Below are 16,598 nucleotides of genomic sequence, written 5' to 3' on the forward strand. Positions count from 1 at the left end.
GTAAGGAAACTGTGACTGATTATCTTAAAGAAGAAAGGGTTGGTGACACTGTTATGGACATAGACACCCTTGTAAGAACTCGCAGAAACATAAAAACCTTTACATCTGAGCCGGTCTCTCGCGAGCAGTTGATGACGTGGTTTGAAGCTGCCAAAATGGCACCGAATCATAAAATGACGGAGCCGTGGGAAGTGGTTTTTGTCGGACCAGAGACGCGCGCAAAACTGAATCACAAAGCAGATTTTGGCGGAGCTCCTGTAGTGCTTGCCGTGTTGTCAAAGCCCGGCAGTAATGAGAAAGAGCATTTTGAAAATACTATTACTACAGCATGCTTTATTCAGAACTTTCTTCTGTTGGCGTACAATGACGGTGTTGGAGCGCGGTGGGCTTCTCTGGGGTCACAGCCACAAAATAGAGAGATACTAGAGGTTCCAACTGGCCATGAGGTGCTGGGGGTCTTTGGAATCGGGTATCCAAGAGAAGTACCAGAGCCAAAGCTGCGTCAACCTATGGCAGATAAGGTTCGTAATTTACCCTGAGGGAATAACGCGGCGGCAGTCTCGTCGTTCTTTTTCTGAAGCAGTCATTGGAGGTGGTCTCACTGAGACGCATTCTAATGGCTGCTTTCTTATTTTGGCAAGTTGAACGGGATGTGAACAGCTACGGTTTAATGGACTGTTTCTGTACTGGTCCATCACGCACGGCCCGTGTTAGAAAGAGAAAAGGCACCGAACCGGTGCCAATACATCGTAAATTTATTTGATAAGGGGGTCAAATGTGATGTACCCATATAGTAATACCACTATGTTGCATTTGTATTACAAAGAAATGAAGAGTTTATGGTGTTTTCCGCAGAAGACTGTAAAACCTGATTGGAGAAATGGGGTGTCCATTAGCGGGGGATAGGGTTTTGCTACAATGTAGAAAGGACATGCTAGTCGAATCGACCGTTGAGTTTCACTTCCGACACTGTATTTTACCATTCTCTGAGAGGGGACAGTAATGGAGTCGTTTCTATTTCTCTTGTCCATTATTTTGTTGGCGGGTGTTTGGGCTGCCCGAGTAGGAGACAGGCTTGGATTGCCGGTTTTGATTGGATTTGTTGCCATCGGAGTGGTCCTTGGACCAGGGGGGTTAGCGATAACACCGCCCGTATCTCCGTCGTTGGCCAAATCGTTGGGCTACATGGCTTTGATTCTGATTTTATTTGAGGGAGGCCTGCACACTTCTCGCAAGCGGCTGATGAAGGCACTGCTGCCGGCGTTTTCGTTGGCCACATTTGGGGTGCTCATCAGTGCTTTTATTATGGCAGTGCTCGCTCACTACCTGCTGCACTTGTCCATGTTCCCTGCTGCGTTGCTGGGTGTCGCTGTGAGTTCAACAGATGCAGCATCTGTGTTTGCGATGCTTGGGGGTCAGGCTCTTCGTAAACAACTGGTTGACGTTCTTGAAGCGGAAAGCGGTACCAACGATCCAATGGCTTTCTTTCTTACATTAATTCTCTTGCAGTGGTTTGCTCACGGTATTGGGGCACCGTGGCACGCCGTTGGCTATGTTGTCGGAACGTTTACGCTGCAGATGGTGGTCGGATTTGTAGTTGGAATTGGCGTGGGGTATTTGGCCTCTGTGCTCAATCAGCGAATTAAGCTTGACACCGGGGGACTGTATCCGACCCTATCGTTGTCGTTCGCTCTGTTGTCCTACGTTCTGGCTGTGTTTTTTGACGGAAGCGGCTTTTTATCAGTCTACGTTGCATCAGTTGTCATGGGCAACCGAAAATTAGACCACCGACACAGCATCCTGCGCTTTCATGAAGGGCTGGCCTGGACCATGCATATCTTAATGTTTGTGGTTCTTGGATTTCAGCTTGACCTTACTCAACTCCATCGGATTTGGCTACCGGGCATCGGGTTGGCAGTTGGCGCTCTCTTTGTCGCACGGCCCGTTGCTGTTTTTCTGTCGACAGTCAAAATGGGGTTTGATTGGAAAGAGAAGCTGTTCTTGTCGTGGGCCGGACTCCGTGGAGCGGTGCCAATTGTGCTTGTTCTAAGTGCTGTGGTTCCGCCTGAGAACATGCCAAACATTTTGCTCAATGCTGTGTTTTTTGTCGTGATTGCCTCTACCCTTGTGCAAAGCTTCACTGTTAAGCCGTTTGCGAAAAAATTGAATCTGCTGGACCCGTCACCGTCTGAGGGGCTGTTGGAGTTGGTCGCGATTGCGCGTGAAAACGCCATTGTACTGCCCGTCGAAATTAGCGAAGATTCGCGCTTGCTGCATCGAAAGATGGTGGATGTACCCTTTCCTTCCAATACATTGTGTTATGCTCTTGTTCGTGACAATCAGGTGATTGTTCCGAGAGGGGCTACCCGTCTAAAGTCGTCCGACAACTTACTCATTCTCTCTGACAGACGCCATGTCGAAGACCTGCAAAGGCTGTTTGCAGAGGAAATTGTAGGAGAATCGATGTTCTTGCCATAGATGCTGTAGTGGCACGGCGCCAACTTCTACAGCCAACGATAAAAAGCAGGCACTCCAGGGGATGGAGCGCCTGCGGGACTGTATCCGTCTTGTATGGCTGCCCGAGAAGGAAGTATCTTGTCTCTAATTTAGTAAACTGGGGTTGTCGTACAAGTTGTTACGCTATAGGGAACCAGCAGAATGAACAGAACGAAGATGATGAGAAACACAACCGCCCAACGGGTATAACCTCCGAATGCACCGTACATAAGGAAAACCTCCTTTTAAATGTCTCTGCGTATCGCTGCTCCAACTTTTGTCAGGCGTTAGTACCCTGCACCAGCTCCATACCCGGGAACTAACAAGAAGAAGAGCACGAAGATAATAAGGAATACAACGGCCCATTGTGTATAACCGCCAAAGGCTCCGTACATCTTAACTCCTCCTTTCGTCTTGATGGTACAGAGTATGAGAAGAAAGAGTGCCGCGTAGCGGTATTCGCCCGTTTTTAGACTGTAATTTGCAGGAATGATCCTGCGAAAAGGAGGTGACGCTTTGCTCGTGAAGTATCCTTACAAACTGGTGCCGGTGTCTAGCGGGATTGTTCAGACTTGACTAGGAGGCTATGCATAACCATAATGCAGCGGTCCATAATCATTGTTCTTCTGTTGTCATTCGCCAACTGCGCCGCGTCTTCGTCAAACACGCCCTGCTGTGCCCAAATAACCGGAGCGGAAGTTTTAAGAACATCCTTCACGACGGATGTCAACGCTTCACTTCTTCGAAAGACGTCGACAATATCAACTGCAAACGGAATATCTTGAACAGATGCGTAGGCCTGCATCCCAAGAACGGAATCCACCTTCGGGTTGACAGGAACTATCCGATATCCGCGCCGCTGCATCTCTTGTGCAACAGCATAGCTCTCCCGGTCAGGGTTGTCCGAGAGCCCCACTACGGCAATACTTTTGGCTTGTTTTAAAATCGCTTTAATCTCATCATTTGACGGATTTTCAAACATGCAAAAAACACTCCCTTAAAAGTCGTTTGTACCGATTCAATTGCGTACGAATAGATTGTAGGGAAATCATAGCACATCTGTAGCGTCGCGAGAGTCTGCTCTAAAAAACGTTACAGGTAGTTCATAAAATTCTGGTGCAAAAGCACGAGTTATATGTATGGCGACAGCACATGTGCTGTCGCCTGAACGCTGAATTTGTGTAGTTGTGAGTGCCGCGACAGGTGTCGTTGGTTGCCGGGGACAGCACCCGGATGATTGCAGCGTGAGCCATCGAGGTTAGCTGCTGCTGCTGCTTTCTCCTTCATAGCCGTGGCCCATCATGCCGTAGCCATGGCTTCCCATACCATATCCGTGACCATGCATACCAGCCGCGTGTCCCATACTGGTGCCGTATTCGTGGTGATAGCCCGTTACCGCAACACCGCCGCCTCCAGCCGGACCAGCCATTCCGGCAGGAACCAAGAGGAAAAAGAGCACGAAAATGATGAGAAACACAACGGCCCAACGAGTATAGCCTCCAAATGTACCGTACACTAGAATCCCTCCTTTGAAGATACCTTATTGAATGTTGGGACAAATGTCTTACGACACGTACATGAGCGGAATTTGAAATCATCCAGAAACGGCGAATGATATGCGGTATTCGTGGAATTAGCGAATATACGTTATAATGTATAAAAATACTGAAGTGAGGTCGTTGCGAAAATGACCCAGTTAGTCCACGGAGTGAGAGTCGGAATTGTTGGTGCAAGTGGATATTCGGGAGCCGAACTTGTACGAATTCTCCATCACCACACGGGTACAACAGTAAGTTACATCGCCGGAAACCATTCAGAAGACCAATCTTGGTCTCAGCTGCGACCGTATCTTCCTGGATATAATGACCTTTTTATGGATGAGTTTGATTTAGACGTGTGTATGAAACGCTGTGACGTGGTATTCGTCGCACTGCCCTCAGGAACATCTGGTAAGATTGCTGCTGAATTGTGGAAGGCGGGAATGCCAGTCATCGATTTATCAGGAGACTTAAGGCTGTCTGCCGCAGAATATGAGCGATGGTACAAGCAACGGCCCTTGCCGGACGATGCGCTCAAAGCAGCTGTCTATGGACTGACTGAATGGAATCGATATAACATACGTGAAGCGAAACTCGTTGCGAATCCAGGTTGCTACGCGACCGCGATTTTAATGGGTCTTAAGCCTCTGCAGAAGCTGGAGGCTGTACGGAGAGACCTCCCCATTCTTGTGGATGCAAAATCTGGGGTAACAGGAGCTGGGAGGAAACCTCGTGTCTCGGGCTTGTATGCTGAACTAAACAATAACTTTTATGCTTATAAAGTGGGTGAGCATCAGCACACCCCTGAAATCGAACGGCATCTTGGGTGGAAGTCTTCTGTACTTCTCACAACGCAGTTACTGCCCATGCCCCGCGGAATTTATGCGAGTGCATATATCCACCTGAGTGACACAGCCATGCGTTTTGACGACGTCTCTGAACTCTATCAATCGGTCTACGAAAATGACCCTTTCGTCACTGTGCATTCGTTCGGAACGTTTCCAGAAATCAAACATGTTCAGGCTTCAAACCGATGTCATATCGGCCTCCATGTAGATAAGAGAACCAGTGTGCTTCAGGTTTTTTCGGTGATTGATAACCTCCAAAAAGGGGCTTCTGGGCAAGCGGTACAGAATATGAACGTGATGTTGGGATTCAAAGAGACCGAGGGCCTGGAGATGCTGCCGGTTTATCCGTAGGTGGATAGTCATAACAGAGGGAGGCATACGTGGTGCAGACTGTGGTGGTAAAAATCGGCGGTTCTCTGGCAGGCGGGCACTTGAACGTTCTGGCTGAAGCGATGACCGCTCTGCTTGAGGATGGGGCGGGTATTGTTCTAGTTCACGGCGGAGGCCCGCGTATATCTGACGCGCTGCGGCAACAACGATTGGAAATGCCATGGTTTGACGGGCAAAGAGTTACATCAGTTGACGCCGTACATGTTGTTCAGGATGTGCTGTGCCGCCAAGTAAATGCTGAACTGACACGAAGCTTAGCAGACGGCGGTATTCCTGCACATGGGGTTTGTGGAGCTGACGGCGTAATTACAGGGATGTTGTTTCCTAAACTAAAGCGGACAGCAGATGTCAAAGAAGTGAATGTACATAAGCTGACGGCAATGCTTCAGCATAGAGAAGTCCCTGTGGTGGCACCCGTTGGAAGAGCGGAAGATGGAGGGTTCTGTAATATTAACGCCGATTTGGCGGCAGCTTCGATTGCCAAAGCGCTGCAGGCTGAAAGGCTCATTTTCCTTACGGATGTGGACGGTATCTACTATGATTGGGACAAACAAAAAAAGCTGGAAGATGTTCATGCACAGGAGTTGCTGCGTTGGCTAGAGAAAGGAGCATTTGCTTCGGGAATGATTCCAAAAGTGCGAGCGGTACTAAGAGCGCTCGGCGGCTCCGTAGAGAGTGCTTACGTTGTAAACGGCAGTAATGCAAAAACTGTGATGGGTGCAGCCCTAACATCCGAGCAGGGGACTTGGTCCTTTGCCGGGGGAACGAGAATTCTCAATGCGCGAAGGAGGAAGTGAGGACATGACGGAATCAACAACGGACTATAAAAAGGAAATGAACAGTTACCCGCTGATGAATAATTACGGCTATCCAAAACTTGAATTGGTCCGCGGAGACGGCATGTATTTGTACGACTCGAAAGGCAACGGGTACCTCGATTTTACAGCCGGGATTGCAGTTTGCAGCCTTGGTCATGTACATCCGGCTGTAACGGATGCCATTGTGAAACAGGCCCAGACCCTGGTCCACTCCTCCAATCTATTTCGCCATCCGCTTCGAACGGAACTGGCTGAACGCCTGTGTTCGCTTACGGGGTTCGATGCTGCCTTTTATTGCAACACTGGCACAGAAGCCAATGAGGCAGCATTAAAACTGGCACGGCGTGCTCAATGGCAGCATGGCCACAAAGACAAGACAAAGCTGGTGTCGCTTCCGGGCGGGTTTCACGGACGAACCATGGGCGCACTTTCAGTTACAAAAAAACCACAGTATCACGAAGGTTTTACACCGTTAGTTCCAAATTGCGAGACACCTTCAGAGATAGAAGGCGTACCGGATGCAATTGACGACAAGACAGCCGCTTGCATTGTAGAAATCGTCCAAGGAGAAGGAGGGGTTCACCCAGTTGACCCTGGGCTCTTGAGAGAAATAGAACGGCGCTGCCGAGCAACAGGTGCGCTGCTGATTGTCGATGAGGTACAAACGGGCATCGGGAGAACTGGCAGTTTTCTTTGTTCTGAGCAAGCGGGGATTAAACCAGATATCGTGACACTGGCTAAAGGACTTGGGAATGGAATTCCAGTGGGGGCCGTGCTTGCGACCGGAGAAACTGCAAGAGCATTTACCCCGGGCAGCCATGGGACCACATTTGGCGGAAATCCAATTGCAATGGCCGCTGCTTTAGCTGTAGTAGATACGGTTGCTCAACCGGATTTTTTAGAGCATGTACAGAGAATCGGAGCCTATTTGAAGCAACAGCTGGAGCAAATTGGGCGCAATGTTACGGGCCTTGGGCTGATGCTGGGTATGACTGTTGACGATGCAGCCGACTATGTGGCAAAGGCGCAGAGCGAAGGGGTACTTGTGACTGCCGTAGGCAAAGACCGTGTGAGATTTGTGCCTCCCCTGATTGCATCCCAAAGGGATGTGGACGAGTTGATTCAGCGTTTGAGCCGAATTCGCTGACAAATCGGGACACGGCGTCACTTTAAATTTTCTGTCTATTCATGTATAATAGATCATAGCAACTTCATCACAATGATGAAATTTCTTACAGTGAATGCAGTCCGTCCAGATTTTATGAGGCAGAGTTTGCTTATCCACAACTTGGAATCCGAGTTTTTCGAAGAATTGTGTCTGATAGGTAAGAGATAAGACCTGCCGAATTCCAAGTTGCCGAGCTTGGTCCAAAGTGGCTGAAACCAACTGACGTCCCAGACCAAGCCCCTGCATGCCTTGTTTGACTGCCAGGGAACGCACCTCTGCGAGGTCTTTCCAGAGGATGTGCAGTCCTGCAGTACCCAACACTTCGCCATCTGCGTCTGCAATGGAAAAACACTGAAGTGTCTCATACAGAGACTTTTCTGTGCGAGGTAGCATAAGTCCCTGTTTTGCGTAAGCCATGATTAATTCCTGCATATGGGGAACGTCCGCAGTCGATGCCATGCGGATTTGCATGAGTGATTCTCCTCCAATTTTCCGATGAGCCCCTCTACAAAAGAGGTAATCCGTTAGGTTCCTGCTTGAATATTTATAACATGCATTCGCGTGTTTATGCAATGGATATCGCATTTTAGTTCGTTATATTGTATATTAATACATTATAACGAATCGTGCGGAAGGACGAAGAAATCATGCTTGGGTGACAAGTCGAAACGATGTCTTGGCGCATTCCTGTTCAATTTCGTTGAATATTGAATTTAAAAGGTCTATGAAAACAGTGTATATGAAAGGAAGTGACACACTTGGACCTGAACGCTGTAACCACAAATGTCACGAGAGAGCACGATGCGTGCGGAATCTTTGCACGCATTGAAAAATCTGGAGTACCTACCTACAAGACAGTACAAATGGGTCTTGATGCACTAAAGGCACTGCGTCACCGCGGAGGTTTCATTAACGGTGAGGGTGACGGATGCGGCCTGTTGCTGGATATTCCTGTGTCGATGTGGGAGGCTCGGCTTCGGGCCGTTGGACATGACATCGATGTAAGAAAGGATAAGCGTTTCTTTATTGGACACTTTTTTCTGGACAGAGACCATGCGGGAAGTCTGCAGTACATCATTCAAAACAGACTGGAACAATTTGGAGTCAGTGTCCTGTCGGTTGCAACCGATAATGTCAATCGAGCGGCGCTCGGTCCCTTGGCCAGTCGGGAAGACCCCTTCTTCTTACAAGTAGCGGGACTGACTCCGTCAGAGGAAACGGATGTATTGTACCGATTGACCATCGATCTCGAAACCATAGCAGGGGTACATGTAGTTTCTCTGAACCATCACAGTGTAGTTTATAAGGTTGTCGGAGATGGAAGTACGCTCGAAGCATACTTCAAGGATTTTTCCCATCCCGATTTTTCATCCTCGTCCGCGCTGGCGCACACTCGGTACTCAACGAATACCGGAACTACATTTAAACGTGTGCAGCCCTTTGCCTTGTTGGGACACAACGGCGAAATCAACACAATTGCTCGCTTTTATGAGGAAGCGGGCATGACGAACATTCCCGTTGACGCTGAGTTCAGCGATTCACAAATGGTAGACAGCGTATTGCATAACTTCGTTGCTGAAAAGGGTTGGAGCCTGTTCGAGACCGCCGAACTTTTACAGCCGCCAATTTTAAATGAAATTAAGCAGATGGATGCACAGCTTTCAGATATGTACATGTACTTCAGAGCTCTGTGGGGGCCTTTCAGTCAAGGACCGGCAGGCATGATGATGCGCTACGGAACCGAGGCTGTTTTTTCCGTGGACGCACTCGGACTGAGGCCGCTGTGGCTGGTCGAAACAGGTGATTCATATGTCTTTAGTTCGGAGCAAGGCATTGTTCCTGCGGATGAGTGGACGGAGGAACCGCGACCGTTAGCTCCAGGAGAAAAAGTTGGGGTATCCATGACTCAAGCTGCCCGTTTAGTGCCTTATGAAGAACTTCAGCAACGCGTACTGGAGCGTTCAAGCCAACGCTACAAGTTCACAGGTGAACGTAAGACCATTCGCTTTCGCAGTCCTTATCAGGACCGTACAAGTGTTTCGCAGCTTTATGAGGACAACACGCCCATGGCCAGGAAGATGGCAGCGTTCGGGTGGCAGGATGACCACTTGAAATGGATGGATTTTGAAATTCAAACTGGCGCAGAACCAATTAAATCCTTGGGCTATGACGGTCCTTTGCCAGCCTTGCATAAGGACCCGAGGTTGCTGTCCGATTTCCTTCAGGAAACAGTGGCAGTTGTAACCAATCCAGCAATCGACAGAGAGCGTGAAATCGAGCATTTCAGTACCCGGACACTGCTCGGGCGCCGGCCTTCGTTTTCTGGTGAATATCCGAAATTTGCGACGCGCATCGAGCTGCAGTCTCCGCTTGTCTTCGAAGAATTGCCATCTCGCTACGAGATTGAATCTGATGAAATTCGAACACTGGCTCATAGGAATGGAACGTTAACTTACGAGGATGCCTTGACAGCGTTGCATACCAACAGAAACGGAACTGTGGAAATTCTGATTCACCGTGAACAGGGTGAGGGCGTTGAGGCTGCGGTGGAGCGTTTCGCTCTTGAAGCGCTCGAAGCAGTTCAGGCAGGTGCACAAATGATTGTTCTGGATGACCGCCTGCAGTTCCGCAGGGGCAGTCACATCGATCCGTTTCTTGTCACGGCGGCTGTCCACAAATCTTTGCTGAGGTCTGCTTCCAAAAACGGCGGTGAGTACCTCCGCCGCCGCACCAGCATTCTTTTACGCAGTGCCGGGTTACGCAATCTGCATGACATTATGACTGCAGTCGGACTTGGTGCAGATGCGGTGAATCCGTACTTGATGTGGGAGATTGCGGCAGATAAGGGCGGTATCCAGGCGTTAACAAACCTGTACAAAGCCCTGACGAAGGGGATTGAAAAAGTCCTTTCTACCTTGGGAATCCACGAATTACGCGGCTATGAGCGCTTGTTTGGGGGAGTCGGTCTTGCTTCAAATATTGCTGATATTCTTGGCATCCCGAACTTTTGTTCCAACGAGGTCAGCGGCTACGGCTATCAAGACATGGAAGATGGGGCAAAAGCTCGGCAGGAGCTGTATGAAACTGCAGACGAGCGCACTCTGAGGAAACTGAAGCTGTTTCAGATGTACCCTCGTATCTGGAAAGCGGCGGGTACTGTAGCGCAGGGTGAGTTGGACTACGCTTCCTATCAAGAGCGCTTAAGCAAGTTTGAGTCAGATAATCCCATCAGCCTTCGCCATGCACTTCGATTGAAGTTTCCGACAGCAAAAGTGGTTGAGCCCAAATCGGTTATTGTGGATACAGGCATCGATAAACACAAGTATCCGCTGGTTATCAGTTCCATGTCGTTTGGCTCGCAGAACGAAACAGCGTACCGCGCCTATGCAGAGGCTGCGTATCGTGCAAACATTGTTGCGATGAATGGTGAAGGCGGAGAAATTAAGGATATTCTGACGAAGTATCCGAATCATCGCGGACGTCAGATTGCCTCAGGGAGATTTGGTGCAAATGCAGAGCTGTGTAATCACGCATATGTACTTGAAATCAAAATTGGGCAAGGTGCAAAGCCGGGTGAAGGAGGACACCTCCCTGGGAGCAAAGTAACAGTTCAAGTTGCGAATGCACGAAATGCTTCTCCGGGAGTTGACTTGATTTCACCCTCCAATAATCATGACATTTATTCAATTGAGGACTTAGCACAAGTGATACAGGAATTGCACACGGTCAATCCTGAGGCAAAGGTAGCAGTCAAGGTACCTGTGGTACCTAACATTGGAACTATCGCCGTTGGGATTGTCAAAGCGGGAGCAGACGTCGTCAATCTAAGCGGTTTTGATGGTGGAACGGGTGCAGCCCGAGCCCATGCTTTAAGACATGTGGGACTGCCCATTGAAATTGGTGTCAAACGTGTTCACGAGGCATTGTCTGAGGCCGGACTCCGTGATGTTGCAGAAGTCTGGGCGGACGGTGGGATGAAATCGGGCACGGACGTGATGAAGGCCATTTTACTCGGAGCAAACCGCGTTGGGTTTGGAACCATGGCAATGGTGGCCATTGGTTGCACATCTTGCCGAGCCTGTCATAAAGACACGTGTCACGTAGGGATTGCAACCCAAATGAACGATATGGCAGAAGCTTTGGAAAAGGGTGTAAAGTCATTCCAACCACGGGAGTTTGAAGCAGCCGTTCGTCATTTGTCAAAATTCTTTACTGACATTGGCGAGGAAGTAGCACGGCTGACGGCGGCACTCGGTGCACAGAGGACACAGGACCTGGTCGGACGCAGCGATTTGTTGGAGCAGTTTACGCTTCAAAATTCTATAGACCTGACAGAGTTGACACGCGTAAACCGAAGATTCAAAGGCCAAGGTACAATGATTTCTTACAGAGACTGGGTTGAAGAGTACGGGCTGAATCAAGTGTCAAGTGATGTCGCCATGGCGGCAGGAACAGAAGGAAATGCAGTCTCCGCAGCCGCAGACGCAACCCTGCGCAAAGTCTATTCGCACTCCTACAAATCAAAGCAGGGAGAAGACAATCACTCCCTGTCAACGGTCTACACCCCAAAGCGCACTCTGGGAACATGGGAATCAGGGGCGCATGTGCGTGAAAAGGGGAGCATCGGCAAGTACGTTCTGCGGCACCCGTTCGTCGCTGGCAATGGTTTTGCATCCTACCACTCGGTGGGCATGCATTCCGCAGCGTTGGGTGGTGCACAGGACGGTGTTGGGAAGACAGCGTACGGCGGCAAAATTGTCGTATTGAAGCACCGCACTCCTGACGGAAGATGGATTGGGGGTTCGGTCGGCAAATGTATTGCCTATGGTGCACAACACGGACTGTTCCTTGTTCAAGGCAATGCAGATGCGAGAGCGTGCATCCGACTGTCGGGAGCCGATATCGTCTTCGGTGGTGAAGCCAAGGCGCCGGTAGGTGAGACGGGGGCCAGTATTGGAACGAGATCGAACCTGAAAGGCTTTGCCTTCGAGTATATGACCTCGGGCCGTGCTGTGGTTTTAGGAGACCCAGGGCCTTGGATTTGCGCCGGTATGACGGGCGGATCGGTTTATCTCCGCGTTCAGCGTGAAAGGGGCTTGACTGAAGAAGCCTTAAGACGCAGGATTGCGAAGGGTGCAAAGGTCTCTATGCAACCTCTGGATGATGAGGGAGAAGCAGACGTCATTGAATTGCTCAGTGCATATCAGAAAGAACTTCGCAGAAGCGGACAATTAGAAGAAGCAGACAAAGTCCAAAAATTGTTGGAGAGTCCAGGCGAACACTTCCGTGCCATTCGTCCTGGAGAAGACATTACGGACCAGACGATAGCCACAGAATAGGGTTCAATTTCGGACGGAAGATGGATACAGAGCCGCGGTGCTTGGCACCGCTGTTTTTTTTGCATAAATTCCGATTGCCACTTGATGATTATACATATTCATGTATAATAATTCATAAGTTCTTGATAAGCATTCATCAAGTTGAAGCGGGAGGCGACCTGCGTGTACGCATGGAAAGAGGAAGTCACACCAGTTGGTTTAGGTGAAGGGATTGAACCTCTGGGCCAAGGATACTTGTCAGTTCGACTGCAAACAGCGTTAATGGCGGCACATCGTTTGTGGCACGGACGTGATTTACTAGATTATTCAGATGCAACTGTTGAAGACGTGGAAGCCCTTTTGAAGTTATCTGTCTTGCTCAAAGAGGCACAGAAGAGCGGTTTTCCACATGCGTTGCTCAAGGGGCAAACCCTCGGTATGATTTTTGAGAAGGCATCGACTCGAACGAGAATGTCATTTGAAGTCGGCATGTTGCAATTAGGCGGGCACGCTTTGTTCCTCTCAAGCAGCGCTACGCAAATAGGCAGAGGTGAGCCTCTTTCGGATACAGCTCAAGTGATGTCACGCTATGTAGACGCATTGATGGTTCGTACTTTCGCTCATACGGATTTGGAGTTGCTAGCGAACTCTGCAAGCGTTCCTGTTATTAATGGTCTTACAAATGAGCATCATCCGTGTCAGGTGTTGGCCGACATTCTGACTCTGCTTGAATACAAGGGCACTCTTAAAGGATTGACAGTTGCATTTGTCGGGGACGGCAACAACATGGCGCATTCGTGGCTGCAACTTGCTCCTAAATTTGGTATCAACATCAGGGTTGCAGCGCCGCCAGGGTATTTACCAGACAATGACATTGTGGAGTTTGCCAAAAAAGATGCCGTAAGTCAACGGGCTCAAATTCTTGTTACCACTGATGCCGTACGCGCAGTCAAAGGGGCTGACGTTGTCTACACTGATGTCTGGACCAGCATGGGGGATGAGGAGGAAGCAGAGTTTCGTCAGCATATCTTTGCAAATTATCAGGTTAACGAAGAACTTGTTTCACATGCACACCCAGACTACTTGTTTATGCACTGCCTGCCCGCTCATCGCGGAGAAGAGGTAACAGCTGGTGTGATTGACGGAGAACATTCTGTGATTTTTGATGAAGCCGAAAATCGGCTCCACGTGCAAAAAGCAGTGCTTGCAGCAACTATGAGCAAAACGCAGGTTTTTGGGGAGGAATCAGAGTGAGTAAAGAAAAATTGGTGTTGGCATACTCCGGCGGTTTGGATACATCCGTAGCAATAGCTTGGTTGAAGGAAAACTTCGGTTATGACGTAATTGCGATGTGTGTGGATGTAGGTGAAGGCTTAGACTTGGACTTTGTGCAGCAAAAAGCTTTGGAAGTAGGCGCAGTGAAATCCTACCGTATCGACGCAGTGGAGCGGTACGCATCTGAGTTTGTGGCACCTGCGCTGAAAGCAAACGCCTTATATGAAGGAAAGTATCCATTAGCTTCGGCATTGTCCCGTCCGTTGATTTCACAACTACTCGTCGAAGTAGCAGCTAAAGAGGGGGCCACAGCTGTAGCTCATGGCTGTACGGGCAAAGGGAATGACCAGGTTCGGTTTGAAGTCTCTGTGAAAGCACTCAATCCGGATTTGGAAGTTGTCGCACCCGTGCGTCAGTGGAGTTGGACGCGTGATGAAGAGATTGCTTACGCCAAGGAACACGACATTCCAATTGCCGCGACCAAGGAGAATCCATACAGCATTGACGCAAATTTATGGGGGCGCGCGATTGAGTGCGGAGTATTGGAAGACCCATGGGCCGAAGCGCCAACAGACGCATGGCTTTGGACCACGGAAGCAAAGGACGCTCCTGATGAACCGGAGTACATTGAAGTATCCTTTGACGAAGGCGTACCGGTGGCGCTCAATGGTGAGGTCCTTCAACTCGGTGAGCTGATTTCGAAGCTAAACAAGATTGCCGGCAAACACGGCGTCGGTCGCATTGACTGTGTTGAGAACCGCTTGGTCGGAATTAAATCTCGTGAGGTGTATGAATCACCGGCAGGCGTAGTGTTAGTGCAGGCCCACAACGAACTGGAGTCGTTGACATTGACCCGGGAAGTAGCTCAATACAAAGCCACTGTAGAGTTGGAGTACAACAAACTCATTTACAACGGACTTTGGTTCTCACCATTAAAGGAAGCTTTTGACGCATTTGTAGACACGACTCAGAAAAACGTGACGGGAGACGTCCGTGTGAAGCTCTACAAAGGGCAAGCACAAACTGTCGGTCGTAAATCACCGTACTCACTCTACCGCCACGATTTGGCCACGTACTCTGCAGGAGACACCTTTGACCATCAGGCTGCTGTGGGCTTTATCAGCTTGTGGGGCATGCCGACAACGGTTTACGCAGGACTTCAGAACCAGTTGGGTGCTAAATCAGACCAGACACTGCCCGGTGTAAGTGTATCTGTCGCAGAGAAAGAATCGGTGGGGTCTGTAGAGGGGCCCAATGCATGAAATTATGGGGAGGACGATTTTCGCAAGATACGAATGAGTTGGTAGAACAGTACACAGCTTCTATCGCCTTTGATAAGCGACTTGCAGAAGTCGACATCCGCGGCAGCATCGCGCATGCCAAGATGCTGGGAACTACGGGTATCATTGCGGAAGTTGATGCGAATCTTCTGGTGACAGGCCTCAATGAGATACGACACGACGTAGAAGCTGACAAAATTGAATGGCGCGTTGAAGACGAAGATATTCATATGAATGTGGAACGCTTGCTTCACGAGCGCATAGGTCCAGTTGCTGGGAAACTGCACACGGGGAGAAGCCGTAATGACCAAGTAGCCTTAGATATGCATTTGTTTGTGAAAGAATCGATACAGGAGCTGCAGGCGGCAGTGAGCCGCCTGCAGCAGGTGTTGCTGGAGCAGTCGGAAAGACATCTCGACGTTGTCATTCCGGGCTACACTCATCTGCAACGGGCTCAGCCGATTTTATTCAGTCACCACCTCCTGGCTTACTTTTGGATGTTACAGAGAGATTTTGACCGACTAGAGGACGTTCATCGGCGAACAGATATGTCCCCTTTGGGTGCCGGAGCATTGGCTGGAACCACGTTTGCTGTTGACAGGCAGTATACAGCAAAGCTCCTTGGTTTTGCCGGCCTGTATGAGAACTCTCTGGATGCAGTTTCGGACAGGGATTATTTGATTGAGTTTCTCAACACGGCAAGCATTCTCATGATGCACCTGTCTCGAATGTCGGAGGAATTGATACTGTGGGTGAGCGAGGAATTTGGATTCATCGAGTTGTCCGATGCTTACTGCACCGGGTCAAGTATGATGCCGCAGAAGAAGAATCCCGATGTTCCCGAAGTGATACGCGGTAAGACTGGCCGTGTATACGGACATTTGATGGCCCTGCTCACGACGCTGAAGGGTCTGCCGCTGGCGTATAACAAGGATATGCAGGAAGATAAGGAAGGCGTTTTTGATACACTGGACACGTTACTTCCAGCACTGGAACTGGTGCGTGGAATGATGAACTCATTCACAGTGCAGACACACCGTCTGAAAAAGGTTTTTGGACAGGATTTTTCCAATGCAACGGACGTCGCTGACTATCTGGTCCAAAAACAAATGCCTTTTCGTGAAGCTCATGCCGTCGTAGGCCAACTCGTGATGCAAGCCATTGAAAAGGGGACAAACCTTGCAGGACTCTCATTGGCTGATTACAAGGCGTGCTCTCCGCTGTTTGATAAGGATGTGTTTGCGGCAATAGAAGTTCGCCGCGTCGTGGATGCGCGACAAAGCCGTGGAGGAACGGGGACCAGTGCTGTGATACAGCAAATCGAATACGCAAAAGACACACTGCGGTCACAACGAAGCAAATCAATTGGAATTTAGGCATATTGTTGCGTTACCGCAATAAAGTAGGTACACTAGACTACCATAGAACCCCGTGATTAGACCTCGGCAGTCAGAATGCGAAGAACCT

At 49.5% G+C, this 16,598-nt stretch carries 12 protein-coding genes; 9 read left to right on the forward strand and 3 right to left on the reverse strand.

Going from position 1 to position 16,598, the window contains the following annotated elements; translation table 11 throughout:
• The first annotated feature begins 53 nt into the window (after nucleotides 1-53).
• Nucleotides 54-539, forward strand: coding sequence for a nitroreductase family protein (locus GI364_RS09755; RefSeq protein WP_198853399.1), 486 nt, complete (start codon nucleotides 54-56; stop codon nucleotides 537-539).
• Nucleotides 540-1,002: 463 nt separating this feature from the next.
• A complete protein-coding gene (locus tag GI364_RS09760; protein ID WP_198853400.1) occupies nucleotides 1,003-2,478 on the forward strand; it encodes a potassium/proton antiporter in 1,476 nt (491 codons plus the stop codon).
• Between the two features lie 571 nt (nucleotides 2,479-3,049).
• Here GI364_RS09760 and GI364_RS09765 read toward each other — a convergent pair.
• Complete coding sequence (locus GI364_RS09765; protein ID WP_198853401.1) at nucleotides 3,050-3,478, reverse strand: CoA-binding protein; 429 nt, start codon at nucleotides 3,476-3,478, stop codon at nucleotides 3,050-3,052.
• Nucleotides 3,479-3,754: 276 nt separating this feature from the next.
• Nucleotides 3,755-4,012 carry a hypothetical protein gene (locus tag GI364_RS09770; RefSeq protein WP_198854211.1) on the reverse strand — a complete coding sequence of 86 codons (258 nt, stop codon included), beginning with the start codon at nucleotides 4,010-4,012 and terminating at the stop codon, nucleotides 3,755-3,757.
• 171 nt (nucleotides 4,013-4,183) lie between these two features.
• Here GI364_RS09770 and argC point away from each other — a divergent pair, with 171 nt between their 5' ends.
• The 3 genes from argC to GI364_RS09785 are packed head-to-tail and all read left to right on the forward strand — an operon-like array spanning nucleotide 4,184 to nucleotide 7,237.
• Nucleotides 4,184-5,233: an N-acetyl-gamma-glutamyl-phosphate reductase gene (argC, locus tag GI364_RS09775; RefSeq protein ID WP_198853402.1), complete on the forward strand. Its 1,050-nt coding sequence runs from the start codon at nucleotides 4,184-4,186 to the stop codon at nucleotides 5,231-5,233.
• Between the two features lie 32 nt (nucleotides 5,234-5,265).
• Complete coding sequence (gene argB, locus GI364_RS09780; RefSeq protein ID WP_198853403.1) at nucleotides 5,266-6,069, forward strand: acetylglutamate kinase; 804 nt, start codon at nucleotides 5,266-5,268, stop codon at nucleotides 6,067-6,069.
• 4 nt (nucleotides 6,070-6,073) lie between these two features.
• Complete coding sequence (locus tag GI364_RS09785) at nucleotides 6,074-7,237, forward strand: aspartate aminotransferase family protein (protein WP_233096084.1); 1,164 nt, start codon at nucleotides 6,074-6,076, stop codon at nucleotides 7,235-7,237.
• A 39-nt stretch (nucleotides 7,238-7,276) separates the two neighbouring features.
• Here GI364_RS09785 and GI364_RS09790 read toward each other — a convergent pair whose 3' ends face one another.
• Entirely contained in the window at nucleotides 7,277-7,729 is a 453-nt protein-coding gene (locus GI364_RS09790; protein WP_198853404.1) for an N-acetyltransferase, read from the reverse strand.
• A gap of 278 nt (nucleotides 7,730-8,007) precedes the next feature.
• Between GI364_RS09790 and GI364_RS09795 the strand changes: the two genes are divergently transcribed.
• From GI364_RS09795 to argH, 4 genes are all read left to right on the forward strand, one after another.
• Nucleotides 8,008-12,597 carry a glutamate synthase-related protein gene (locus GI364_RS09795; protein WP_233096085.1) on the forward strand — a complete coding sequence of 1,530 codons (4,590 nt, stop codon included), beginning with the start codon at nucleotides 8,008-8,010 and terminating at the stop codon, nucleotides 12,595-12,597.
• 261 nt (nucleotides 12,598-12,858) lie between these two features.
• A complete protein-coding gene (gene argF, locus GI364_RS09800) occupies nucleotides 12,859-13,830 on the forward strand; it encodes an ornithine carbamoyltransferase (protein WP_198853937.1) in 972 nt (323 codons plus the stop codon).
• Nucleotides 13,827-15,113 (forward strand): argininosuccinate synthase, encoded by a 1,287-nt coding sequence (locus tag GI364_RS09805; protein WP_198853406.1) that lies wholly within the window; start codon nucleotides 13,827-13,829, stop codon nucleotides 15,111-15,113. Before argF ends, GI364_RS09805 begins: the two co-directional genes overlap by 4 nt.
• The gene (argH, locus tag GI364_RS09810; RefSeq protein ID WP_198853407.1) at nucleotides 15,110-16,507 is read left to right on the forward strand and encodes an argininosuccinate lyase; all 1,398 of its coding nucleotides are present in this window, start codon (nucleotides 15,110-15,112) and stop codon (nucleotides 16,505-16,507) included. The genes GI364_RS09805 and argH overlap by 4 nt, the downstream gene beginning before the upstream one ends.
• Nucleotides 16,508-16,598 lie beyond the last annotated feature (91 nt).

Origin of the sequence: Alicyclobacillus sp. SO9, assembly GCF_016406125.1 — a bacterium.
In the GTDB taxonomy this organism is placed as follows: Bacteria; Bacillota; Bacilli; order Alicyclobacillales; family Alicyclobacillaceae; genus SO9.